The following is a 23055-nucleotide window of genomic DNA, read 5'->3' on the forward strand; positions in this document are numbered from 1 at the left end:
AAATGGGAAGTGAAAGCAATGCATTCTCACCCACTTTATATGTGAGGTGTTGCTGTCTCCGCTTGTCGCTTGTGGTTGAACTGGATGTCATTGAGTGCGTCCTAGAGGGCAGTAAAATCAACCCTTGTGGATGCCATCATGCGTTTAAAAAAGAAAAAACTCGTTGCCGTCATGTCGTGCGTAATGATGTTTGCAGCTGCGCCGTTGCTGCCTGCTGAACTGTCCATCGTGGCTTCTGCCTTTGCCAAGGATGGTGGTGGTCATGGCGGTGGTGGCGGTGGCGGAGCAGGCGGCGGTGGCAGTCACGGTGGCGGTGTTGGCGGTGCTGGACATGGAGGCGACAGTGCCGGGCATTCAGCCAGCGCCTCCAACAATGGCCGCGCCGAAGGCCAGGAGGCGGATCATGCCGGCAGGGCCGTTCGGGATCACGGCGTGAGTGGCCAACACACCGGACGTGATCACAGCACTGACCGTGGGCACGGAACAGCGACCTCGGGTGTCGCGCACTCTAAAGCCACACGGGGCTTGTCGAAGGCCACGGCGATCTCGGCCACAACGCCAGGCGATCACAACACCAAGGGCTTGAGCAAGGCCAGCCTTTCAACCTCTAAATAAACGCGGTTCGCTACTCACCAGGCCTTCGTACTTCGTTGAACGTTTGGCCTGGCGGTACACCCTGATCGCGCGTCTCCCTTTCCAGCACTCTCGTCCAGGCACCCGCGCCATCTACACGTTGTGGCGCGGGTTTTCGCTCGTCTGGTAGAAAAGCGATGAGTCCAGCGCCTGAATGCTCAGAGGCAAACTCTGCAGCGCCTCTTTGATTTCCTCGATTTCGTTCCAGGAGATCCAATCCTCAAGCTTCAGTCAGGTGCCGCGTCTGGCCCGCTGTCTCCACGTCCTCTCGTCAAACTCGATCTGCTGTAGCGCTGATGCGACAGGCACGGCTCACTGGCGTGAAGCCTCCGCGGTTGCCATTTGGCAGATTCAGCGGACAGTTTTTCACAGATGAGGTTCACCTTTGGTTACAAAGTATGGCTAAAATGCCATCCGATCACCCAATAGCCGCTAACGGCATGGGCTCAAGGAAGTGCCACCGGGATAGTATTTGTATTCATGCCACTGCATCAGACCCTGGGCCACCGGCCGGCAGGCGCGCAGTTTGTTCACTTTTGACGTGTGACGATTTCCGTGAAACTCATCATTGCTGCTATTTATGTCATTTCCATTGCATACGTTCACTTGCGCGGTCGTGTGCGCCACAAACTGGGCCGTCAGCTGAGCGATCACTCGACGTTTCTGGCGCCGATCAACTGCTTCCTTTATCTGTTTTCGAAGAATCCGAACAAGCCCTACCTTGATCCGAAGGATTTTCCCGATCTGAGCCCGTTGCAGGCTCATTGGGAGGAAATCCGCGAGGAAGGGCAGAAGCTGCTGCGTGCCGGCGAGATCAAGCGTTCGAACCAGTACGACGATGTCGGCTTCAACTCCTTCTTCAAGACCGGCTGGAAGCGCTTCTACCTGAAATGGTACGGCGACAGCCACCCGTCGGCGTTGCAGCTGTGCCCGCGCACCACTGAACTGGTGCAGAGCATCGGTTCGATCAAGGCCGCGATGTTCGCTGAACTGCCGCCCGGCTCGAAACTGGTGCGTCACCGCGACCCGTATGCCGGTTCCTACCGTTATCACCTGGGCCTGGAAACGCCAAACGATGCCGGTTGCTACATCAACGTCGACGGCGAGAACTATCACTGGCGCGACGGCGAAGCGGTGATGTTCGACGAGACTTACATTCATTACGCCGAAAACACCACCGACAAGAACCGCATCATTCTGTTCTGCGATGTCGAGCGTCCAATGAAGTACCGCTGGGCGGCCGCGTTCAACGGCTGGTTCAGCCGTACCGTGATGTCGGCAGCCGGTGCGCCGAACGATGCGGGTGACCGCACCGGCGGTATCAACCGCTTGTTTACCAAGATCTACAAGATTCGCCTGCGCGGCAAAGAGCTGAAAAAGCGCAATCGCAAGCTCTACTACCTGGAAAAGTGGGCAATCTTCGGCGGTCTGCTGGCGATCTTCATTCTGATCTGATGAATCGGGCGACTGTTGAAAGACAGTCGCCCGATTTCATTTACGAGGCCCTTTTGGTTTTTTTGGCCGCCGTTGTCTTGCTGGCAGCCTTGGCCTTCGATTTGGCGGCAGTCTTGCCACCCAGGCTGCGCTTGAGCAGCTCCGTCAGATCGATCACATCAGCAGATTTACGCTCTTCTTCGCCGTCAACGGTCTCAACGTCCTCGATCTTGCCTTCATGGGCCTTTTTGTCCACCAGGGCCATGATCTTGTCTTCGAACGCGTCGGTGTAATCTTCGGGTTTCCAGTCGGCGCTCATGTCTTCAACAAGCCGTTTGGCCATGTCCAGCTCGGCTTTGGCCAGTTGCGGTTTGGTCACTTCGCTGCCCAGCTCCAGTTCGTCCAGGCTGCGTACTTCCTGCGGCCAGCGCAGTTTCACCAGTACCAGCGCAGACTCCAGCGGCATCAACGCCGCCAGATACTGGCGCGTGTGTAAAACCACGCGGGCGAGGGCGACCTTGTGCGTCTTGCTCAGGGTTTCGCGCAGCAACGCGTAGACTTTGCCACCGCGCTTGTCCGGGGCCAGGTAGTAGGGCGTGTCGATGTTTTGCAGCGGGATCTGCTCGCTGTCGACGAAGGCGAAGATGTCGATGGTCTGGGTCGAAACCGGGTGCGCCGAACGGATTTCCTCCTCGCTGAGCACCACATAGCGACCTTTCTCGAACTGCACGCCTTTGACGATGTGCTCCTTGGTGACTTCCTTGCCGGTGACCTTGTTGACCCGTTTGTAGCCGACCGGGTCCATGCTACGGCTGTCCAGCCAGTCGAAATCCACGCCCTGGGATGAGGTTGCCGAGACCAGCGCCACGGGGATGTGCACCAGACCGAAACTGATTGCGCCTTTCCAGATTGCCCGAGCCATGGTGACGTTCTCCGAGTGATGTTCGGGTGACCCGTGGCCCGGCGCAAAAGTTTCCACTGTCTTCGGGGGAAGGCGGGAGGCAGGTCAAACCGTGTTACACCTTGTTTATCGATGACGGGTTAACAAATCCGAACCCTGGGCGTAGCGTGGACTCGAAGGCTCTAAGCCACATGCATCAAAACACGCGCATCGAGAGAGGCCGTTCATGAACCGTTTTCTGCTTGGCATCGCATTGCTGGCCCTCAGTGGCGGGGTGGTTCATGCCGATACCCTGTTGCTGGCACAAAGTCCGACCGGCAACAGCAACAATCCTTACAACAGCCCGATTCACCGGGCCAATCCCAACAGCATGCAGGGTACGCAACCGGCCAATCCGGTGATCCGCGGGCCGAATACCGTCCCCGTCCCTCGACCGCCCACGGTGGAAAACGGCGGCATCGGCAATGGCCAGCCTCTGCGGTCGGTGCCGGGCACACCGCCGAAATTCATTCCCAATCCACCCGCCCGTGACGGCGAGAGCAACCGTTGAATGGCAGAACCGTTTCTGTCAGCCCTTCAATCGAACAAAAGGAATCGTGCATGTTGCGTAAAACCCTTTTAGCCGGCCTGTGTGCCAGCGCAGTAATCTGCAGCCCGGCATTCGCTGCCGCCTCGAAGGAACTGCAAAGCGAGCAGGGCACCCTCGAAGTCACGACGGTCACTCAGGGACTTGAACATCCATGGGCCCTGGCGTTCTTGCCGGATCGTCAGGGCATGCTGGTGACAGAACGCCCTGGCAACCTGCGGGTAGTGGGCGTGGACGGCAAACGATCGGTGCCCATCGAGGGCGTTCCGAAGGTCTGGGCCAAGGGGCAGGGCGGATTGCTGGACGTGGTGCTGTCGCCAGACTTCAAACAGGATCGGATGGTGTACCTGTCGTATGCCGAGGGCGGTGGCGCCGGTGACAAGGCGGGGACTGCGGTCGGGCGCGGGCGTCTGTCGGATGACCTGAAAACCCTCAAGGACTTCACTGTTATTTTCCGTCAGGAACCGAAGCTGTCGGTCGGTAATCACTTTGGCTCGCGGCTGGTGTTCGACCGTGACGGCTATCTGTTCATCACCCTCGGCGAAAACAACGACCGGCCAACTGCACAGGATCTGGACAAATTGCAGGGTAAAGTCGTGCGGATCTATCCGGACGGCAAGGTGCCGGATGACAACCCGTTTGTCGGCCAGTCCGGTGTGCGTCCGGAGATCTGGTCCTATGGCCATCGCAACCCGCAGGGCGCGGCGCTCAATCCATGGACCGGCACGTTGTGGGAGAACGAACACGGCCCGCGCGGTGGCGACGAGGTGAACATCATCGAGCGCGGGAAAAACTACGGCTGGCCGTTGGCAACCCACGGCATCAACTACTCGATGCAGCCCATTCCGGAAGCCCAGGGTAAAACCGTTGAAGGCACTGTCACTCCGCATCACGTCTGGGAAAAATCACCCGGTGTCACCGGCATGGCGTTCTACGATGCCGATCGCTTCAAACCCTGGCAGCACAACGTATTCATCGGCGCACTGGCCACTCAGGAGCTGATCCGTTTGCAGTTTGACGGCGACAAGGTGGTGCATGAGGAGCGTTTGCTGGGCGATCTGAAACAACGTATCCGTGATGTACGCCAGGGGCCGGATGGTTACCTGTATGTGCTGACAGATGAGTCCGACGGCTCGCTGTACAAGGTCGGACTCAAATGAGCACTTCATGCGGGTGAGCGGGCGTAGAGCACCACCGCTGCTCGTAACTTGCCGCGCCCGAACCGACACATTTTTTCGAACTCCCCATGGCTGACCGGCACATGCTGGCAGTCCATGGGCTGGCGATGCTGGCTGTGGTCGACATCCGGGTCATGCAGGTAGACGAAATCTTCGTCGCAATCGGTGACGATGACCCAGTGCGGCGATTTGGAGCGGGTCAGGCGATAGCTGCTGATCAGCACCAACGGCTGCCCGCCTGCGCTGAGCAGCCGGGATAAATCCAGTGTCGTGCCGATGATTTGATCAACGTCGGTGTCGTTCAGTTGTGCCATGAACTCGTCATGCACCAGGCGCATGACGTCTTTTTTATGCGCGTCGCGCACGCCGTCGAGAAACAGCGGCCCGGTCATGCTCAGTTGCAAACGCACGCGAAACCCTCGGCGCCATGCAGCCAATGCCAGCCCTTGAGGGCTGCAACCGCCATGGCCGGCGGTCATGAACACGGTGGTCGCTTCACGCCAGAGCTGCAATTCCTCGCGGCGCTCCAGCAAGCGATCGGCTTGCAATGCGCCCATGGCCATCAGCAAACAGGCCGGACCACAGGTGAAATCGGTGGTTTGCCGGTAATAGGGCACCTTGAGGCTGCGCGAGTCGTGGTGTTGAAGGATGCGTTTTTCCAGGCGTAAGGCGTCCGCGTGGTCTTCGTAGTAGTCGTGAATCAGCGCAAAGCGCCGATAGCCACTGCGTTCGTACAGCGCGATGGCGGCGGGGTTGTCGGTGCGCACCTCCAGTCGCAGGTAAGCGCAGTCGTGCTCAAGGGCGCACGCCTCGATGCGTTGCAGCAATTGCTTGCCCAGGCCACCGCCCCGGGCTTCGGGGGAAATGGCGATGGAATACAACCGCGCAAGCGACGTGCCGCGATGGAACAGCACCAGCGCATAACCCAGCAGTTGACCTTCGCGTTCGGCCACCAGCAACTGGCCGTGGGCGCGGGTAATCATCCATTGAAAGCTGCGGCGAGTGAGCCGGTCCGTGGTGAAACAGTGCATTTCCAGTGCCAGCAGCGCCGGTAAATCATCAACTGTCGCCAAGCGAAAAACAGTGTTCATATGACCGCCGTAAAAGTTGCGTAACGAAACGGGACTTTCGAAAAAGTTCGTGCTTAATAGAAAAGGTCTTGTTCTCCAACGGATCAATTTCTATGTCAGCGGTACAGGGTCATTGGCGCGAAGTATCCAAGCAAAGTTTGCCGGCGGCAACTTTTTTAAAACCGCAAATCAGAACTTCCAGTCAAGTGTTGATCATCGTCGAACGCAAGGAGGACTGGGCCTCCTATTTTCCCAGCGAAGACATCCTGACGGCGCAGGAGTACCTCGAACAACCCCCCGACAGCGAGCCGGGAAAACGGGTGCAGGTAATCAACCTGTGCCGCAGCTACAAGTATCTGGGGCACGGCTACTACTGCTCGTTGCTGGCCGAGGCCCGGGGGCACAAGGTGATTCCGTCGGTGCGCACCATCAGCGAACTGACCCGTAAATCCCTCTATGGCCTGGCGCTGGATGATCTGGATAAAACCCTGGAAAAAGCCCTCAGCCATCACCTCTACAGTGATACCGAAGGTTTTACGCTGACACTTTATTTCGGCAGAACGCACATCGAGCCGTTGCAGGATCTGGCCCGACAATTATTTGAAGTGTTTCCGTGTCCGATTCTGTTAGTTGAATTCCGTAGAACTAACGGTTGGCACATCGAAGGCATCAAGTCCGGTGCCTTGCACAAGTTGCGCGATGATCAGGAAGATCAGTTCGCCAACGCGCTGGACGGTTTCAGCCGCAAGATCTGGCGTGTACCGCGTTCGCCGCAAGTGGCGCGTTATGACCTGGCGATCCTGCACGATCCGCAGGAAGCCTTGCCGCCGTCCAACGCCCGTGCGCTGGAAAACTTCGTGCGAGTCGGCAAAGGCATGGGTATCGATGTCGAACTGATCGAACGCAAGGACTACGCACGGCTGGCCGAATACGACGGCTTGCTGATCCGCGAGACCACCAGCGTCGACAACCACACCTACCGCTTCGCCAAGAAAGCTGAAAGCGAAGGACTGGTGGTGATGGACGACCCGACGTCGATCCTGCGCTGCACCAATAAGGTTTATCTCACCGACCTGCTCAACAGCCACCAATTGGGTATGCCCGCCACGGAAATTCTCTACAAGGAGCGACCCGAAGACTTCGAACGGGTCGGCGAACGCCTCGGTTTTCCGTTGGTGCTTAAGATCCCTGACGGCTGCTTCTCCCGGGGCGTGATCAAGGTCGAGAGCCAACAGGCATTGCTCGAAGCTACCGCCGAGCTGTTCGAACACTCGGTGCTGTTGCTGGCCCAGGAGTTTTTCTACACCGAGTACGACTGGCGCATCGGCGTACTCAACCGCAAACCGATCTTTGCCTGTCAGTACTTCATGTCCAAGGGCCATTGGCAGATCTACAACCACAAAGCCAAGGGCCAGGACGTCAACGGCGAGTGCCGCACGCTGGCGATCCACGAAGCGCCGCGTGCCGTGGTGGAACTGGCGGTGAAGACCGCCAACCTGATCGGCGACGGACTGTATGGCGTGGACCTGAAACAGGCCGGCGACAAGGTCGTAGTGATCGAGGTCAACGACAACCCAAACCTCGACGCCGGCATCGAAGACGCTTACTTGCAGGACGATCTGTATTCGCTGGTGCTGGAGGAGTTCGTGAGGCGTCTGGAACTCAAACGCCGCGGTCAGGCCTGGTGACCGGCCGATGATCAACAGCTTTGCACTGAGCCACGGCGCCTTGCAGCGGGTCGAGCGGCTGGACGCCGAGGTGATGCTGTTCAGCAACCCCGACGCTGGCGAGCGCGACGTGCTTCACAGTCATTTCAAACTGGATGAACACGCGTTGGCCTCGGCGCTGGACCCGGACGAGGTGTCGCGGATCGAGTTTCACCCCGACCATCTGTTCCTGATCTGGAAGCGTCCGGAGAACTATTCCGGCGGCGGCAGCCTGGCGTTCGAGGTGTCGTCCTGCGGTTTGCTGTTTTCGCCGGGCCAACTGTTGGTGATCGCCACGGATGAGACGCCGTTGCACGGTCTCGGCACACGCCGACCACTCAATACGCCAATGGATGTGTTGCTGGACCTGTTGTTCAACAACATCCATCACTACCTCGGGCACCTGAAGGTGATCAAACTGGTCGCCCGGGAGTTGCAGCAGAAATTCAACGCTTCGATGCAAAACCAGCATCTGGTGCAGATGTTCAACCTCAGCGAAAGCCTGATCTATTACATCAACGCGCTGCACAGCAACGGCGCGGTGCTCACGCGGCTGCGCAACCACGCGGAAAAGCAGCATTTCGGCAGCGAAGCCATTGGCCTGATCGACGACCTGATCATCGAAAACAACCAGTGCTACAAGCAGGCGGAAATCTACTCGACGGTGTTCTCCGGGCTGATCGACGCCCGGGGCAACCTGATGAATAACAGCATGAACAACCTGCTGCGCAAGCTGACGCTGATCAACGTGGTGTTTTTGCCGCTCAACCTGATTGCGAGCATTGGCGGCATGTCGGAATTCAGCATGATGACCGCCGGGACACCGTGGTGGGTGTCGTACCCGATATTCCTGGCGGTGATGCTGTTGGGGGCCGGCGGGATGCTGTTTGGGCTCAGGCGTCTGGCGAAATGACGGCGGCCGGGCGTTTGCGGTCCTGCAGGCCCCGGACCACCAGGTACAACAACGGCCCGACCGAAACAAACACCGCCGTCAGCAACAGATATGGCACTACCGACCAGCCCGATTGCCCACGCTTGCGCGCATCCTTGAACATCCAGATGCCGGCGAGGGTCGCCAGCAGATAAAGATCGATCACCACCTGCGCAGTGTCTGGCCGCGACATCAGGCCGATGCCGAAGTCGATCAGCGATTGCTCGGCTTGCAGCATCACGCCAACGGTGTAGCCGCTGAAGGCAATCAACGCGGTGAGGGGCAGGGCGATGGACATCATGTATTCCTTCCTTGGGCAGATGAGCGAAAGGCCAGCCTACAGACCCAACGCAAAAATCGCCATTGACTTGCCAGCAACGCCCGGGCTAATTTCGAGCCCATGACTTCCACCGTACTGCGCTGCCAGCCAAGCATTATTACCGCCATTCCTCATTTGGCGGGCTAGCTCACGACTGCAGCACCCAACCCGCCCTATAGGCGGGTTTTTACTTTCTGTCTCCGGGGTTCTGAATCAAACGTCAGGAGACGACCATGCGCCACAGCCCCGCCCAGCAAGCCCTGCTTGAGCAGTACGTGAAAAAGATCCTCGCCGCGCCGGTGTATGAGCTGGCGGTGCGCACGCCGTTGCAACCGGCGCCGGCCTTGTCCGAAGCGCTGGGCAACCGGATCCTGCTCAAGCGCGAAGACCTGCAACCGACGTTCTCCTTCAAGATCCGTGGTGCCTACAACAAACTCGTGCAACTGAGCGACGAGCAAAAGGCGCGCGGGGTGATCACGGCGTCGGCGGGCAATCACGCTCAAGGCGTAGCGCTGGCGGCGCGTGAATTGGGCATTGCTGCGACTATCGTCATGCCGGCCACAACACCTGAGTTGAAAGTGCTGGGCGTCAGCAGTCGCGGCGCCGAGGCATTGCTGCATGGCGAAAGCTTTCCGTTTGCCCTGGCCCACGCACTGCAACTGGCTGAGCAGACCGGGCGAACGTTCGTCTCGCCGTTCGACGATCCTGATGTAATCGCTGGCCAAGGTACGGTTGCCATGGAAATCCTGCGCGAACACCAGGGCGCGCTTGATGCGATCTTTGTCCCGGTGGGCGGTGGCGGGTTGATCGCCGGCATCGCGGCATACGTCAAATACTTGCGGCCGGAGGTGCGGATCATTGGCGTAGAGTCGGAGCACTCGGCCTGCCTGAAGGCTGCTTTGCAGGCAGATGAACGGGTGGTGCTGCCGAGTGTGGGCACCTTCGCCGATGGCGTAGCGGTGGCGCAGATCGGCGCCTACGGGTTCGAGGTTTGCCGTTTCTGCGTGGATGAAGTGATCACCGTCAGCAACGACGAACTCTGCGCAGCGATCAAGAATATCTACGACGATACCCGCTCGATCACCGAGCCTTCCGGGGCGCTGGCGGTCGCGGGCATCAAACAGTACGTGGCGCAAACCGGCGCACGGAACCAGACGCTGATCGCCATCGATTCCGGCGCCAATATCAACTTCGACAGCTTGCGTCACGTCGCCGAGCGGGCGGCGGCGTGCGGTGTTGTGGCTTGAGATTATTCGGGAATGGCGACGCCGACCTTGTCCGAAGCCGACCAGATGCGATAGCGCACTTCGACATCCGACGGTGCGTAAACCACGATTGGCAGCTTGCTGTTGTAGCGCACGGTGAAGCCGTCACCGATCACCGGGACGAAGGCGCGTTTTTTCTGGGTGCCGGGTGGGCAGGCCATCAGCGTGCTCATCGGGCCGCTGACTTTTTCCAGGCGATAGAACGGATAGCCCCAGCCTTCGAGGTTTTTCTCTTCAAGGGTGCCGCCCAGACGCTGGCGGTTGCAGTCCACCTCAAGGGTCTTGCCGGCGAGGATTTCGACTTTGAAGTTGTCTTCCTGTGCCTGCTGCGGCAAATGGATGACCTGACGAGTGAAGCCCGCTTCGGCTTTGGGGTAGGGCGCTGTGTCTTCGAGTTTGGCGGCGTGGGTGAGGGTAGACAGGCTGGCGAGCATCAGGCCGGCGGTCGCGTAAACAGTGAAATTTCCCATTGAAGCCTCCTGGCGGGTGTACGTTGGTAGACGGGCATTCTCACTGTCATGGACGGTGAATGCAAACCGCCAGCCGCTTGCAAATTGCAGTGCCTGCACGATCGGATCTTGCATTCTGCAACTGGCCAGTTGCCTGCTTTTTTGCCAACCCATTGATTTTGAAGGAGGAGAAATCGACCCGATGAAAGGCACGGTTTATGCGTTGATTTGGTGCGGCGCACCGAGTTTGTGCGCCTACACTCCAATGGGCATTTCGCAGTACAGCCGCTTGCCACACCCAGGGATTCAGCGGGGATACACCCGTGGGGAGGCGTGGTAACGGTCATGTGAATACTTGATTGGCAGTCTCACAGTAAGGAGAGGGTTCGCCATGTTTCTGTCTGCCTTGGAACTACGCAATATCATTGAAAGCAGCTTTCTGCCGAAACGCTGCCAGTGCACGCTGTCCCCGGATCTGTCGATGACCGTCAAGGTGTATGGCGATCACCAGACCGATCAGGTTGATTTGCTGGTGAGTGGCATCGACGCCAGTCACTTGAACAGCTGTCGCGAAATCAATGGCCTGATCGCCGGGTTGCGCTCGGATCTGGCGCAACACACGGCAACCCATCATTCATTGCCGCGATCAAAAGCCGTTTAACCGACCGTTTCACCCAGTTCGATCGTAACGCGCCGGGCCTGGACAAAATCGAGGCCCAGCGCGAACTCGACCAGCACCGCGAGCAGAATCCCGGGGCCGGCGTGGCCGTTGAGCCATTCTGCGAAACCCAGCACTGCCAAACCAAAACAGCCGACGATAAAACCGTTGCTCAGTGCATTGCGCGCGATCGACACCGGCGCATTGCGCACCAGATAAAACATCACCCCCAACGCTGCAAACAGCACCGCCATGCGTCGAGCTACAAAACCTGCGGCCTCGGAGTATTCAATGCTCCAGATCGAAAGCAGCACCTGCGGCGCCAGGCCCCAGGCCAGTGCCAGCAAGAAACACAGACTAAAGGTGACGGTCGACAACGTGCGAAACGACAACTGCATGGCGAATCCTTGCGGCAGTGAGAAGTGATCCGAGGATAACCTTCGAGACCCTTGCTCGCCTACCGCAAAGCCGCAATTCAGAGCTTTCTGTCAGTTCTGGAAGTCGCAGGCGTCAGACATTTTCCGGTAAGTGATTTCTTCGGGTTTACCGGTGGTGTCGATGTACTTCATGTCGGCATCGATCACCTTGCAGGTCTTTGCGGGCTGCTCGGTCATCGATACCACTTTGGCCACATTCAAAGGCATGCCGTAGGTGTAAGGCACGGCTTTGGTTGTTGCGGCGGTGTCATTGGCCTGGGCCAGCCCGGCAAACGCGGTGCAGGCGAGGGCGGTGGTGAGCAGGAACGGACGAATGTTCATGGAGTGACTCCCGTGCGACGGAATGAAAGCCCGGCGTGAAACACGCCAGACCTGCCGCACTGGGCGTCAGCATCGGGCTGAGGGTGTGCGGTTCAGTAGAGTCTTTGACCGCGGCGTTAAGCGAGGGTTAACCCGGCTGAATGCCGGCTGTCTGGCGGGGGGATTGTTTCGTGGGGGAGTCTCGGCGGATTCCTACAAGGGTGGATGCCTTGTCTGCTTTCGGCGGCTGGAGGGGGGCGGTTATGGTTTGGTGTCGCTGCAAAATCAGCGGCTTAGGTTTGGTCACCTGAAAAACTCGACACATCTGTGCCATGATTCGCGCCGCGGACACTCACGTCTTCGGAGTACATTGCTGTGGCGGCTGTGTGCAGGGGCGCCTTCGGGCGAGCTGATCGGGTTTCTCAGTTGACCAAGCCTTGCATACAGTCCGCCTCCCATCGTTTGGTCACTGTGTCGGCGGGTCATTGAAGCCTATCGAGTAATGACAATGCCAATACTGAAATAAGCTCCGCCCGCTACCTCCCGCTCAACAGCGGCGTCACCGACAGCGCACCGCTGGTCATCGACACCGAAGCCAACCCCAAAGACATTCTCGAAGCCGCCGTCCAGCGCGTACGCGCCGCCGCCGACCTGCTCGAAACCCTGCACTGCCTGTGCTTCAAACACGCCGATGTCCAGGACATTCCCCACATCACCCATGCGCTGTACCTGCTGGCGCAGGATGGCAATGACCTGCTGCAGGTTGCGCAGCAGAAAATGTTGAACTGGCAGGCGCCGGTTTAACGGAACGCAAAAGCAAAAAGGGGAGTCCGTCTGGACTCCCCTTGGTCATTGGGCTGGATGAAATCAGCTAGAGCTGAGGATCATACTGAAATCACGCAGTCCTTAGCTGAGCGCTGCCCGCCTGAGGAATCATCGCGAGCTGAACCTCTACATTGTTCTCTTTCTTCGCCAGCCAGCGTTCAATATCGATCTCATGTTCTGGCCCTTGGGTCGCGGAGCCGTAGATATCTTCCGGCGTGAGTTTCTGGAAGCTTAGAGTGTGTAGTCGTTGTCTTGACGTATCGATGCGCCCCATCTCAGCTCGGAGAGAATTGATTTGTTGTAGAACAGTTCGACGATCAGGCTGGAAGGAATGATTGAGTTCAGCTTCCTTGGCTTTCAAGCGTTCCTGCATTTCCTGTAGTTGATAGTAGATCTGATCGTATTCAGTCTTGGTCACCACTGTACGGCCGGCATCTTGAGTTTGCTGCCATCGGCGAAGCGTCGCCCATGCATTTGGAATGTAGGATGGGACCATGTAGTGGTCAGACATCTGGAACAGTTGCTGGATAAACATGGCACGATCAGGCAAGTCGCCGAACTTTTTCACTGCTCGTGTACAGGCGGCTTCTTCGATGGACTCGCATCCGGGATTCCAGAGCACAGCAGATTGTTCGCGTCCCTTGAAATGCACCGGCATGAAATGGCGCAACTCACCTTGGTGCTCATAAGGTGCTCCACCTATTCGCGTCAAACCCAGAGCAAAAATCAGAGCACCTAGAGGAGCAGTAACGAAGCTGAGTACCAAGCCAGGTATCCAGACGCTTTTTCTGGTGTTCATCCAAGGCGCCGGAACACTCGGGATTGGGTCGTTGTCGTTGACCATGCGGTGATGCGCCAAAGCTGCTGCGCCATTCACGAAGTCGGCATCGCCGGCTCTTGGCGAGCCGTAGGTATAAAGCAAAATGTCATAACCATTTGGATGCCGTCTTAAGGCCTCAGCAAGGAGTGTAGCGATTGCTCCCCCCAAGCTGTGCCCGCAGATAATTATCTTTTGCCCAGTGTGAAATTGGCCGAGATAAATTTCGACAAGTTTACTCAATGCGTCATAGGCCTCGTAAAAGCCTTGGTGAGACTTGCCGACACCCGCTGCAAAGGGAATCTGCTCAGCATCTGTATCGCGCACAAAGTCGACGAGTTCCAATGTGCCCCGGACGGCGATCAATACTATTTCGTCATGATGAGTTATGAAGGCTTGAGTGTTAGTTCCTTCATCGCTGTCGTCAAAGAAATGCAGTTTCGCAGGGTGCTCTTGTTTTTCCTTTAAGTCAGGTTTGTTCTGATCATAAAGAGTTGGATCGAAAGGCAAAATCTCGAATCGCTTGGAATACGGAACATCTTCGTATAAAGGGTAGTAAGGTTTTGCCTGTCCAGCGTTAACTTTCCAAGGTTCCTTGTAGCTAGCCATTCCCTCGGCAAACATGTTTCCGACACTAGGATCGAGAGGGAAGCTAACCGTATCTATCGGATTTTCAGCAGGTGATTGACCGAAATTGCAATAGCTTAAAGCGGCGAATAAAGAAAGTTGATAAAGATTTAATGCGCTGAATTTGTTGTCTTTCGAAAGTATTGGCCGGAAAGCGCGTAACGGTCTGACCTCCAGAACGGTATGCTTGTTAGGTAATAATGCAACTCCGCCAAGCTCTGACTCCTCTGGGCCAAATCCCAAGTCACCCATAATTTTAAGCAGGCTAAAGTTTGGTGGGTACTTTCTCGTTGAGTAAGGGGGCAGGTGAGCGGATTTGCTTACAAGGTCCTTAACTTCAACGTGAAAAAATTGCTGAGCGTTATTTTTTGCAGGGTTGTTTTCAACGCGCGTGCCATCCTTTCTTACAAAGCGTGTTTTCTCTGCCCTTACTTGGAGTTCAGTAATTGGGAGCGGATAGCTGCTTCGTTGAGAAAGAGCGTTGTAGAGGTTCTCTGTACCTTTGTAAGGGCTATCAACCGTGAGTACAACAGGTCCTTGATAGTGGTTTATGACCTTGGCCGAACCATTTGCATCCAGTACGCCGATGTATTGTTGATGGGCGCTATCGCTTAAGACGTACGCAAGGCCTGCGTATGGCTTGCCGTCGCCATTTTCATCAACCAGTTGAAAGCTGATCCAGTCGCCACGCAATGGGCATGCTTCCGACTTTTCGCTTAACATGGGATCGCAAGTGTTTTGGGATGCCATAAAAAATATCCTTATTCAGTACAGTTTGGGTAAACAGTGCACTCGCGACCGTCGGGCATTTTAAAGGACTTAAAGTCTTTTTTGTTACCGCGACAAAATCCGTATTGATCATCAAGATTTTCGCCCATGCAACGCTTCCATCCCTCTGGGAACTTGATCCACGTATCGCCCATATATGGGCGTTCCTCCTTTGAAAGGGAAAACTCTACAGTCAGCGTCTTTCCTGCCAGTTGAGCTCGCGACAATGAACTGGTGGCAGAGTCTTTTTCATCTTGCGAAGTACCTATTGCCTTGCATTTCAATATCTTTGTTATGTATCGATTTGATCCGATTGTTCGAAATAGCCACTCGCATTCTCTTTTTAATAAAAGAGGTGAGAGAGAAGGCTGGTTATTTGCTGTGGCGTCTTCGAACGCAATGCTGGTGTAATCTCGCCCCAAGTTAAGTCTGGCTGCACCATATTTTGCATCTACTTCGTAATCAAAACGCTCCAAAACCAAAGGGCAGCCGCCGTCAGTGCTGGAAAGCGGGATCGTAAACTGCGCTGTCTGAGCTTTTTCACTCAGTTCCTGTTTAAAAATTTTTAACCCAGGATGATTCTTGCCATTTTTTGGCGGGACTTTGCAGGTTTCTCCAGTGCGAGGAGCATAGATGGCTTCACCCTTCACCTCAAACCCCGGCGGAAGCTCCGTCACCAACGTAAAGCTGTCCTGCTGAGCAACCGAACAACCAGTAGCCCCAATCGCACCCAGCCCAATCATCAAGCTGCGAACAAACCCATTGAAAACATTGCGATGACGCATTTGATTGTCCTTTGTCCCGTGGCGGTCGTTTCGAGCGAGTGACGCCCAAGGTCTTGAATTCAATTCAGTGCGGCGGCGTCGCTGTGATCGGCGAAAAAACGTTCGCACCGCTCGAAATGCTTCTCCGGCGTTTCCCCCGGCAGGGGCTGCCAGGCCAGGTCCTCGGCATTCCTGGGATCGAGGCGCAGGGTCAACATGAACTCCCGCTGCTCCGGCGTGTTCCATTGCCAGGCTTCGAGCAGGTCCATCTGTTCTTCCAGCCATTCGAGGATGGGGCGGGTTTCGGAAAGTTTTGCAGCGGTTTCGGCGTGATACACCAGCAGCCAGCATTTCAGGTTGGCTCGCAGATTTCGCGTGTTCGTTCCGGTGGGGTAGGGACTTGCAGCCAAGGCGCCGGATTCAAGCTATCTCTGAGTCAGTGCTCTTTGTTCCGAAAAACTAACCAGCCCTCGTACATTAGTGCGGGGGCTGGCTGAGAGCAAAGCTAGGCAAGGTCAGGCTGTGCTGGACGTTGCGCCTTGCGGAATCTGAGCAACTCGGACAACGGCCTGATTTTCCTTGTGTGCCGCCCAACGCTCAACGTGTTTCTTGAGTTCGGGAAGGTCGGCTCGGTCGCCGTAAACGTCGGCGATATTCAACGGTGTTGATTCAAGCGATCCTATTCGTGCCAAGGATTCACTGATTTCTACCATTTCGTTCTCATTGTGTCGGATAGCCAAGTCGATCTCTTTTTGACGAGATTGCAAGTCGGACATCGTCGATCGTCTTTGGGAAGCAGTGGCTCGATCCTGCGGTCGGCCCTCAATCGTTCGACCTGGGAATTCGACCCGTTGTGCTTGCTGCCATTGTTCAAGAGCAGAACGGTAATTTTCCAACTGCGTGCGAAGGTTAACCGCTTCGCGCGCGGTCAAAATATTCCCGCCACTGGTTTGCGTATCTTGCCAACGCCGCAGGGTTGCCCAGCACGCCGGAATATAGCCGCTCAGCATCGTGTGATCACCAGCGTTAAGCGCCTGGACAGCCAAACTCTTCCGATCTGGCGTATCGTTATTCTTGAGGTTCGCGTAACACAGTTGAGTCATCGCGGACTCTTCGTAGCCCTCGCACCCCGGTGTCCACAAAATCGAAGACACTTGGTTGCCCGGCAGTCTCAACGGCATGAAGTAACGTTGTTCGCCCTGATGTCGATAGGGTTCTCCACCGAAGCGGCTTAACCCCGCCCCAAAAACAAGGCCTCCAACAACTGGTGCCACGCCGCCAGTAACTGTTGCAGCAACACCTGTGATCCACACAGCTTTTTTCGTGTCCATCCAGCCAGCGGGTACGCTAGGTACAGGGTCGTTGTTGTTTACAATTCGGTGGTGAATCAGCCCTTTGGCGCTTTCAACGAATGTCGCATCGCCCGCTCGTGGAGCACCGAAGGTATAAAGAATCACGTTCTCGTCATAGTTGTTACGAATCCAGGCCGCCAGCAAGAGTGCAATTGCCCCGCCGAGACTATGTCCGCACACCATGATTCTTTGGTTACCAGTGCGAAACCTGTCGAGGTATTTGATGGCGAATTTTTTTACCGCGACGTAACCCTCATGGAAACCTTGGTGAGCTTTTCCTACGCCATCTTCGACCGGGACCTGCATTGCGTCGCCGTCTCGCCATGCATCCCATTTCTCGGCGGTTCCGCGCACTGCGATTAAAATCATACGGTCATCATGCGTAGCGAACGCTTGAGTGTCGGTATTTTTCCAATCGGTCATTCCTTGACGTTCATCGCTGAAAAAATGGACCTGCGATGGCGTTTCTTGCTCATCAGCTGCGCTGTAGGTTTTCGGATCGTACGGCACGATCTCCAAACGTTTCGAATACGGCACATCTTCGACGATTGGATAGTTTGGCGTTTTTGAGTCTGCGTAGCGCATAGGTTCTTCATGGCAAGCCAGACAGGTTTGAAGCACGTGGCCGATACTGCCGACAACTGGAAAGCTGATTTCCCCACCAGGCTCTCTGGATTTTTCGTCTTTCGGGTCCTTCGGTGCATTCGGATCTAACGGAAACTGTCCGAAAGGTGCGTAACTCAGCGTCGCGAAGAGCGACATGTGATAAAGGTTGATTGCGCTGAATTTCGGTGAAAGTGAGATCAGCGGTCTATATGCGCGTAACGCGCGAACCTCAAGTACGTAGTGTTTGTCCGGAAGTAAAGCTGTTCCATAGTCCGGTACTTTATTTTTGCCAAAGTCACATGCAAGTTTCGTCCAGCCATAGGGGACAGGTTTGGATAGCTTTGCTGCGGTTGGAAGATGGCGAGAGTATTTAACAAATTGTCGTACTTCAACATTATAAAATTCGGCCTTCTCTGACGAGGCTCTATATGCACCGCTCTTTGCTGCACTACCGATTGGGCGATGCAAGGTTTGTTCAGCGGCGACTTGAAAGTCGGTCAGTGGAAGTCGGTAATTTTTTCGGTCAGCAAGATCTTCATACCACTTGTCCCCACCAGCGTAAGGCTTTGCTAATGACAACGTAACCGGCCCTTTGTAGCTGTCACTGACCTTCGCATAACCGTCGCTATCAAGGCGACCTTCCGTCTTCTCGCCCTCTGAGTCAGTCAGCTCGTAGGTCAAGCCGGCATATGGTTTTCCGTCTCCAAATTCGTCCACGAACCTGAAACTAATCCAGCTGCCCCTTGCAGGGCAGACTCTCTTGTCACACAGATATGGTTCCGTCATCAGGGAATGTCCTTATTCAGTGCAAGCGGGATAAACCGTGCACTCGCGACCGTTCATTTTGAATGATTTAAAGGAAGGAGGTGTCTGGCAGCGATTTGATTTTTCGGTACCTTGGCAGGGTCTCCAGCCTTTTACAGTTTTAATCCACCGATTGTCCATGCTGGGTTCTTCTTCACCCGCCACGCGGAAGTCAACAGTCACCTTGCTGTTATTTAACTTGGATTTTTGAATACTGCCGCCAATCTTGGATCGCTCCGTATAGTCGCTCGGCACTGTCCAGTCCGAGCCCGCCGCACTGCAGGAAAGAACCTTTGATATTCCATCTTTTTGGATTCTTGCTTCGCTGAGCTGAAACATCCAAGTGCACACTCCACGAAAGTTAGCAATTGTTGCGCTGTCATTTTCACTATGTGAGGCGTTGCTCACGATGGATATTCCGCCCACATCTCCAGCAATATCCAAAGACGAAGGGCCATAGCGTGCTTCGATTGACAGTTCTACCCGCTTCAGCTCCATGCGGCACCCGGCGACATGGTAACTAAGGGGAATATTAAAGGTGGCGGTTTGCTCCACATCCTTAATATCAATTTCGTCGGTTTTTTGATGCCGTCGTGAGACCTCGCCGCCAAGACCTGGTGAATAAACCTTGCAGGTTTGTCCTGCCTCGGATGCGTACTGTGCTTTCGATACCAGCCCGAAATTGGCAGGAGACGTCGCTACGAGGGAGAATGAGTCGGTTCCGTAATAGCTGGATGCGCCGTCAACAGTACTCGTAACGAGCTGGCCGGCCGAGCTGCAAGCTCCAATCAAAGGTAGCATCCACAAAGCTAATGATTTGGTACTGAATGGAAGAAAGATCCTGCTCACTGGATACTCCAAACCAATCCCATTGGGATGGCTTTCTGAAAATTCGTGCCGTCAGGCCGTGGATTGATTTATCCGAACACTCGCTGACACCGCGCAAAATGAACCTCCGGTGACTCCTCCGGCAATGGCTCCCACGCAACATCTTTCATGCACTGCTCAGACAGTCGCCGGCTGAGCATCAACTCGCGCTGCTCCGGCGTCTGCCAGCCCCATGCATCGAGTAAATCCATTTGCTCCTCCAGCCATTCGCTGACCACTCGGGTTTCGGCGAGATTAGCGGCGGCTTCGACGTGATAGGTCAGCAGCCAGCGTCTGAGGTTGTCACGCAGGATGCTTCTCGCCTGTTCGCCGGACTCGGGGTTGCGCAGCCACGGTTCAGGGCTGGGTACCGGGTACATGCCCGGCTTGCCGTTGTCCGTGCGTTTCCACTGGTTTTCATCCCAATACAGAACGCTGCTGATCGGCCCCAGCAGCAGCACAAATTCGCTTTCCTTGAGGTTGCCGAGACAGCGGGCAAGTACGCGGTTGTCCTGAAAGCGGAACAGTGATCGGTCGCCGTCTTCGTCGATGACCATGCGCGCGACCCAGTGCTGGGTCAGACTGTCGAGGTCGGCCTGATCCATGCTGCCGATCCAGCCCCAGTTGCGTTGGGGGGCGTCGAGCAGTTGGCGAAACGCCTCGTTGCCTGGATTGTCCAGCTCAATTAGCCATGGACTGATGGCCGCGAATTTCGCGTACTCGGTACGTTGGTAGAGCTGCACCGAACGCTGCATCGCCCCAGCGCTGTAAAGCGACGTAACCGGGTTGGGTTCGGCGAGACTGTCGACGGCCAAGATCAGCACGCGATTGAGGCGTGACTGTTCACTCAGCCAATTGTTGAGAGCATCACTCATGCTGTGGCCCCCAAATCGCATTTGCCTTCACGGCAAGCTTCACAGATCGGGCAACGGGTATTGCCTGCCTCCCGGGCGGCTTTGGCCATGGCCATTTGTACAACGGCGGGAACGAGCAGGGCGCCAGCCTTGTCTTTGGCCGCTAGCCACGGGATAACGGGTTCGAGAATCCCGATGCCTGTTCCGACGCCCGGCGCACCGCCAGTGTTGACCTTCACTTCCGCACCGCTGATGGTCACACCACCCGCATCGACCTTGACGAAACTGCCGCCAGCCTTCGCCGTCAGTTCCATTCCGCCTTCGATCACCACTTTTTCGCCGGCGTGGTAATGAATCTCCGTGCCCGCCTCGACGAACTGACCGGTGCCGACCTTCACATGCTGGGTCACGCCCACGGTCAGGTGATCATTCGCCCGCATCTCACTGACACGATCCAGATGAGTGATGCGGTGCTCTTCGACCTTGAATTCACTTAAAACATTGGCTTCAACGGTGTCATGCCGTTCATTGCCAACGCGAATCTTCTGGTCGTGCTCGATGTTTTCGTCCCAGTCGCGCTGGGCGTGGATGTAGATCTGTTCTGCGCCTTTCTTGTCTTCGATGCGGAACTCGTTGTAGCCCTTGCCGCCCGGGGAGCTGAGGGTCTTGAAGGTGCTGCGGGTCTTGTTCGCCGGCAGGTCGTAGGGGACGACGTTTTCCTTGTGGTACAGGCAACCGGTGACCAGCGGCTGGTCGGGGTCGCCTTCAAGGAAGGTCACCAGCACTTCCATGCCGATCCGTGGAATGGCGATCCCGCCATAGGCCGCGCCGGCCCAGCCGCTGGCGACGCGCATCCAGCAAGTGGTCTTGTCGTCAGCCTGGCCGTCGCGGTCCCAGTGGAATTGCACTTTCACGCGGCCGTACTGATCGCAGTGGATTTCTTCGCCGGCGGGGCCGGTGACGATGGCGGTCTGGCTGCCGAGGACTTTCGGTTTCGGGTGTTCGAGGGCAGGGCGGTAGTGCGCGTCCCACGGGGTGGCCACAAAGCTGTTGCGGTAGCCCTGGTGGAAATCGCTCTTGTTGTCGGTGACGTCGCTGGTGACGTTTTCGCCCAGCACTTGCGGTTGCTTGCCTTCGTGGAAGATTTCCAGCAGCAGCCACATGTCGTTCCACTCGGCGCGCGGGTGTTCGGCCAGCGTCAGGAAATGGCCGCTGGTCAGGGTCGGTTCGTCACCTTTGCCTTCTGCCAGTTTGTAGTCGCTGCGATGGCGCTCCAGCGCTCGGGTCGAGAGGAACTTGCCGCGCTCGCGCGTCGTGAAGCGGCCGGGGTAGTCGTAGTCTTCCAGGTCCGGCATGAACTCGGATTTGACTGCGCCCTCGGGCAGGATCTTCGGTTTCTCGAAATCGTAGTCGCGGCGGCTGACGCGGCTGGTGCGGGTTTCCAGGCGCAGGTTGAAACGCTTGATCACCGGTTTGTCGGCGGTCATGCCGGAGTCTTGCTGGTAGTTGACCGGTTTCAGCTTGCGGAACACGGTCTGGTCATCGCCGAACACCAGTTTGTGGCCGCTGCTGCTGTGCTGGAAGTGGAAGTGGATGCCTTCCTCTTCGCACAGGCGCTGGATGAAATGCAGGTCGGACTCGTCGTACTGCACGCAGTAGTCGCGTTCCGGGTACTCGGCGCTGAGCTGGAAGCTGTAGGCGTCGGCCAGAATGCCGCGATCTTCCAGGACCCGGGCGATGATCTTCGGCACCGTCAGTTGCTGGAAAATCTGCTGGTCATGGTTGTGCCGCAGGTAGGCCAGTTGCGGCACCAGACTGATGCTGTAACGGGTCAGGGTCTTGCCGGAGTCGCCTTGCTCGATGCGATACACCAGACCGTGAATCTTGCCCTCGCCAGTGGCGCCGAAGGTCAGGCAGCCGGGCTTGTGCAGGAGTTCTTCGAGCTTGAGGTCGGGACGGGCGCTGACCAGTTCGAGGTCGAAACGGAACGGTTCGTTGAGGGCTTCGCGACCGGTGAAACTGAGGACTTGCAGATCGGCCGAAGCGCCTTCGAGCGTGAGGGTAATGTGGGTAGCGTTGGCGTCCAGCATGCCTTGATTTCCGTCCTTTGGATTAGCGTGGGCGGATGGTGCAGGATTAGCCGGGCTCGTACAACCCGCAAATGCCCGCGAGAGGAGTAGGGCATTCCCCTAGGACGGGCGGTTTCTCCAATGGATACGAGGGTTTCACGACTGTTCGGTCATTTCAGATCAATGACTTCGAATCCCTTCCTGTCAGGCACCGCATTCATCCCTTTGGGTTCTTCCGGCTGGCCTTTCGGGCTGATGAAATCGTAGACGATAAATTTTTCGGGAATCTCATAGCCTTCGTTGGGGATGATCAGGCGCATCTGCCGAGCATTCAGGTACAGAGAAACCGGAAGTGCCTTTTCGGCAAAATCAATGCGCTCAAGGGTTCCGCTGCCTGGATTTTTGCGTAAAACGGCTCCTTTCATATAGGGAGAACCATAGTTCATGGCGTAGACCAAACTGGAGCCCATGCATTTGGCCATGACGACTTCGCCAACAAAGTCCGGATCGGGCATGTCGGTGAAGGCAGTTTCGGTCTGGCTGTCGATGTTGACGAAGAGTCGCTGCCCATCGTCGCGGGAGGTCGACAGCAGGGATGCGATTGAACCGTCCGAAAGCGGACAATCCAGAAGGTTTTTTTGGGCGTCTGCAAAAGCCGGATGACAGGCAAGCGCGAGGATGAAGGGTAACCACCGCTTTTTCATTTCAATGTATCTCTGAGTACATCCATCGAGTTAGGTCGGCGTCCAGCTTTCTGGCGCACTCACTTGTTTTGAGGTTGTAAACGCCGTTCGATTTGCCGCGGTACTTTAGGCCTCTGGTGGCGTGTTTTCCA

Annotated in this window: 22 protein-coding genes and 1 pseudogene; 9 read left to right on the forward strand and 14 right to left on the reverse strand. The window is 56.4% G+C overall.

From position 1 onward, the window contains the following. Positions 1-138: 138 nt before the first annotated feature. Together AC1RMX_RS04670 and lpxO are read left to right on the forward strand one after the other, a co-directional pair. Entirely contained in the window at positions 139-615 is a 477-nt protein-coding gene (locus AC1RMX_RS04670; RefSeq protein WP_493070691.1) for a hypothetical protein, read from the forward strand. 573 nt (positions 616-1188) lie between these two features. Further along, the gene (lpxO, locus tag AC1RMX_RS04675; RefSeq protein ID WP_096820478.1) at positions 1189-2088 is read left to right on the forward strand and encodes a lipid A hydroxylase LpxO; all 900 of its coding nucleotides are present in this window, start codon (positions 1189-1191) and stop codon (positions 2086-2088) included. A 40-nt stretch (positions 2089-2128) separates the two neighbouring features. Here lpxO and ku read toward each other — a convergent pair whose 3' ends face one another. Beyond that, complete coding sequence (gene ku, locus AC1RMX_RS04680) at positions 2129-2989, reverse strand: non-homologous end joining protein Ku (protein ID WP_096820336.1); 861 nt, start codon at positions 2987-2989, stop codon at positions 2129-2131. Positions 2990-3194: 205 nt separating this feature from the next. On the opposite strand from ku, the gene AC1RMX_RS04685 reads away from it, so the two are divergent. Together AC1RMX_RS04685 and AC1RMX_RS04690 are read left to right on the forward strand one after the other, a co-directional pair. Beyond that, entirely contained in the window at positions 3195-3518 is a 324-nt protein-coding gene (locus AC1RMX_RS04685; RefSeq protein WP_096820337.1) for a hypothetical protein, read from the forward strand. Positions 3519-3568: 50 nt separating this feature from the next. Continuing rightward, positions 3569-4714: a PQQ-dependent sugar dehydrogenase gene (locus AC1RMX_RS04690; RefSeq protein WP_096820338.1), complete on the forward strand. Its 1146-nt coding sequence runs from the start codon at positions 3569-3571 to the stop codon at positions 4712-4714. Between the two features lie 5 nt (positions 4715-4719). Here the strand turns inward: AC1RMX_RS04690 and rimI are convergent, their stop codons facing one another. Beyond that, positions 4720-5823, reverse strand: a complete 1104-nt coding sequence (gene rimI, locus AC1RMX_RS04695) for a ribosomal protein S18-alanine N-acetyltransferase (RefSeq protein WP_493070694.1) — start codon at positions 5821-5823, stop codon at positions 4720-4722. A gap of 92 nt (positions 5824-5915) precedes the next feature. Here rimI and AC1RMX_RS04700 point away from each other — a divergent pair, with 92 nt between their 5' ends. Next, positions 5916-7490 (forward strand): RimK family ATP-grasp domain-containing protein, encoded by a 1575-nt coding sequence (locus AC1RMX_RS04700; protein WP_096820340.1) that lies wholly within the window; start codon positions 5916-5918, stop codon positions 7488-7490. Between the two features lie 7 nt (positions 7491-7497). After that, a complete protein-coding gene (locus AC1RMX_RS04705) occupies positions 7498-8421 on the forward strand; it encodes a magnesium transporter CorA family protein (RefSeq protein ID WP_493070697.1) in 924 nt (307 codons plus the stop codon). Here the strand turns inward: AC1RMX_RS04705 and AC1RMX_RS04710 are convergent. Beyond that, entirely contained in the window at positions 8402-8740 is a 339-nt protein-coding gene (locus tag AC1RMX_RS04710) for a DUF2834 domain-containing protein (RefSeq protein ID WP_493070699.1), read from the reverse strand. The genes AC1RMX_RS04705 and AC1RMX_RS04710 overlap by 20 nt on opposite strands. 251 nt (positions 8741-8991) lie before the next feature. On the opposite strand from AC1RMX_RS04710, the pseudogene ilvA reads away from it, so the two are divergent. Continuing rightward, positions 8992-9981 (forward strand): annotated as a pseudogene (gene ilvA, locus AC1RMX_RS04715) (threonine ammonia-lyase, biosynthetic); the annotation flags it as partial. 26 nt (positions 9982-10007) lie between these two features. Here ilvA and eco read toward each other — a convergent pair. Continuing rightward, positions 10008-10493 carry a serine protease inhibitor ecotin gene (gene eco / locus AC1RMX_RS04720; RefSeq protein WP_096820344.1) on the reverse strand — a complete coding sequence of 162 codons (486 nt, stop codon included), beginning with the start codon at positions 10491-10493 and terminating at the stop codon, positions 10008-10010. Positions 10494-10863: 370 nt separating this feature from the next. Here eco and AC1RMX_RS04725 point away from each other — a divergent pair, with 370 nt between their 5' ends. Beyond that, complete coding sequence (locus AC1RMX_RS04725; protein WP_096820345.1) at positions 10864-11133, forward strand: DUF1652 domain-containing protein; 270 nt, start codon at positions 10864-10866, stop codon at positions 11131-11133. Here AC1RMX_RS04725 and AC1RMX_RS04730 read toward each other — a convergent pair. Then, complete coding sequence (locus AC1RMX_RS04730) at positions 11130-11528, reverse strand: hypothetical protein (RefSeq protein ID WP_493070702.1); 399 nt, start codon at positions 11526-11528, stop codon at positions 11130-11132. The two genes, AC1RMX_RS04725 and AC1RMX_RS04730, sit on opposite strands and share 4 nt — an antisense overlap. A gap of 90 nt (positions 11529-11618) precedes the next feature. Continuing rightward, positions 11619-11888 carry a DUF2790 domain-containing protein gene (locus tag AC1RMX_RS04735; protein ID WP_493070704.1) on the reverse strand — a complete coding sequence of 90 codons (270 nt, stop codon included), beginning with the start codon at positions 11886-11888 and terminating at the stop codon, positions 11619-11621. 501 nt (positions 11889-12389) lie between these two features. On the opposite strand from AC1RMX_RS04735, the gene AC1RMX_RS04740 reads away from it, so the two are divergent. Beyond that, positions 12390-12671: a hypothetical protein gene (locus AC1RMX_RS04740; protein WP_493071155.1), complete on the forward strand. Its 282-nt coding sequence runs from the start codon at positions 12390-12392 to the stop codon at positions 12669-12671. A 91-nt stretch (positions 12672-12762) separates the two neighbouring features. Here AC1RMX_RS04740 and AC1RMX_RS04745 read toward each other — a convergent pair whose 3' ends face one another. The 8 genes from AC1RMX_RS04745 to AC1RMX_RS04780 form a co-directional block, all read right to left on the reverse strand. Beyond that, positions 12763-14886: a lipase family protein gene (locus AC1RMX_RS04745; protein ID WP_493070706.1), complete on the reverse strand. Its 2124-nt coding sequence runs from the start codon at positions 14884-14886 to the stop codon at positions 12763-12765. An 11-nt stretch (positions 14887-14897) separates the two neighbouring features. Further along, a complete protein-coding gene (locus AC1RMX_RS04750) occupies positions 14898-15689 on the reverse strand; it encodes a hypothetical protein (RefSeq protein WP_192560848.1) in 792 nt (263 codons plus the stop codon). Between the two features lie 59 nt (positions 15690-15748). Further along, positions 15749-16078, reverse strand: a complete 330-nt coding sequence (locus tag AC1RMX_RS04755; protein ID WP_493070709.1) for a hypothetical protein — start codon at positions 16076-16078, stop codon at positions 15749-15751. A gap of 105 nt (positions 16079-16183) precedes the next feature. Further along, positions 16184-18412 carry a lipase family protein gene (locus AC1RMX_RS04760; protein WP_493070712.1) on the reverse strand — a complete coding sequence of 743 codons (2229 nt, stop codon included), beginning with the start codon at positions 18410-18412 and terminating at the stop codon, positions 16184-16186. A gap of 12 nt (positions 18413-18424) precedes the next feature. After that, positions 18425-19279 carry a hypothetical protein gene (locus AC1RMX_RS04765; RefSeq protein ID WP_493070716.1) on the reverse strand — a complete coding sequence of 285 codons (855 nt, stop codon included), beginning with the start codon at positions 19277-19279 and terminating at the stop codon, positions 18425-18427. Between the two features lie 68 nt (positions 19280-19347). Continuing rightward, the gene (locus tag AC1RMX_RS04770; protein ID WP_493070719.1) at positions 19348-20172 is read right to left on the reverse strand and encodes a DUF4123 domain-containing protein; all 825 of its coding nucleotides are present in this window, start codon (positions 20170-20172) and stop codon (positions 19348-19350) included. Beyond that, positions 20169-22241, reverse strand: coding sequence for a type VI secretion system Vgr family protein (locus AC1RMX_RS04775; RefSeq protein WP_493070721.1), 2073 nt, complete (start codon positions 22239-22241; stop codon positions 20169-20171). Before AC1RMX_RS04775 ends, AC1RMX_RS04770 begins: the two co-directional genes overlap by 4 nt. Positions 22242-22390: 149 nt before the next feature. Next, entirely contained in the window at positions 22391-22924 is a 534-nt protein-coding gene (locus AC1RMX_RS04780; protein WP_493070723.1) for a hypothetical protein, read from the reverse strand. Positions 22925-23055: the final 131 nt, after the last annotated feature.

Source organism: Pseudomonas sp. GW822-FHT03F04, assembly GCF_058801405.1.

Bases quoted from the DNA above. Each gene is read 5' to 3' on its own strand.
- AC1RMX_RS04670 (WP_493070691.1), top strand. From the start codon at position 139: ATGCGTTTAAAAAAGAAAAAACTCGTTGCCGTCATGTCGTGCGTAATG.
- AC1RMX_RS04780 (WP_493070723.1), bottom strand. From the start codon at position 22,924: ATGAAAAAGCGGTGGTTACCCTTCATCCTCGCGCTTGCCTGTCATCCG.
- AC1RMX_RS04730 (WP_493070702.1), bottom strand. From the start codon at position 11,528: ATGCAGTTGTCGTTTCGCACGTTGTCGACCGTCACCTTTAGTCTGTGT.
- AC1RMX_RS04710 (WP_493070699.1), bottom strand. From the start codon at position 8,740: ATGATGTCCATCGCCCTGCCCCTCACCGCGTTGATTGCCTTCAGCGGC.
- AC1RMX_RS04775 (WP_493070721.1), bottom strand. From the start codon at position 22,241: ATGCTGGACGCCAACGCTACCCACATTACCCTCACGCTCGAAGGCGCT.
- AC1RMX_RS04750 (WP_192560848.1), bottom strand. From the start codon at position 15,689: ATGCGTCATCGCAATGTTTTCAATGGGTTTGTTCGCAGCTTGATGATT.
- AC1RMX_RS04745 (WP_493070706.1), bottom strand. From the start codon at position 14,886: ATGGCATCCCAAAACACTTGCGATCCCATGTTAAGCGAAAAGTCGGAA.
- AC1RMX_RS04700 (WP_096820340.1), top strand. From the start codon at position 5,916: ATGTCAGCGGTACAGGGTCATTGGCGCGAAGTATCCAAGCAAAGTTTG.
- AC1RMX_RS04735 (WP_493070704.1), bottom strand. From the start codon at position 11,888: ATGAACATTCGTCCGTTCCTGCTCACCACCGCCCTCGCCTGCACCGCG.
- AC1RMX_RS04770 (WP_493070719.1), bottom strand. From the start codon at position 20,172: ATGAGTGATGCTCTCAACAATTGGCTGAGTGAACAGTCACGCCTCAAT.
- AC1RMX_RS04760 (WP_493070712.1), bottom strand. From the start codon at position 18,412: ATGACGGAACCATATCTGTGTGACAAGAGAGTCTGCCCTGCAAGGGGC.
- AC1RMX_RS04705 (WP_493070697.1), top strand. From the start codon at position 7,498: ATGATCAACAGCTTTGCACTGAGCCACGGCGCCTTGCAGCGGGTCGAG.
- eco (WP_096820344.1), bottom strand. From the start codon at position 10,493: ATGGGAAATTTCACTGTTTACGCGACCGCCGGCCTGATGCTCGCCAGC.
- rimI (WP_493070694.1), bottom strand. From the start codon at position 5,823: ATGAACACTGTTTTTCGCTTGGCGACAGTTGATGATTTACCGGCGCTG.
- AC1RMX_RS04690 (WP_096820338.1), top strand. From the start codon at position 3,569: ATGTTGCGTAAAACCCTTTTAGCCGGCCTGTGTGCCAGCGCAGTAATC.
- AC1RMX_RS04725 (WP_096820345.1), top strand. From the start codon at position 10,864: ATGTTTCTGTCTGCCTTGGAACTACGCAATATCATTGAAAGCAGCTTT.
- AC1RMX_RS04685 (WP_096820337.1), top strand. From the start codon at position 3,195: ATGAACCGTTTTCTGCTTGGCATCGCATTGCTGGCCCTCAGTGGCGGG.
- ku (WP_096820336.1), bottom strand. From the start codon at position 2,989: ATGGCTCGGGCAATCTGGAAAGGCGCAATCAGTTTCGGTCTGGTGCAC.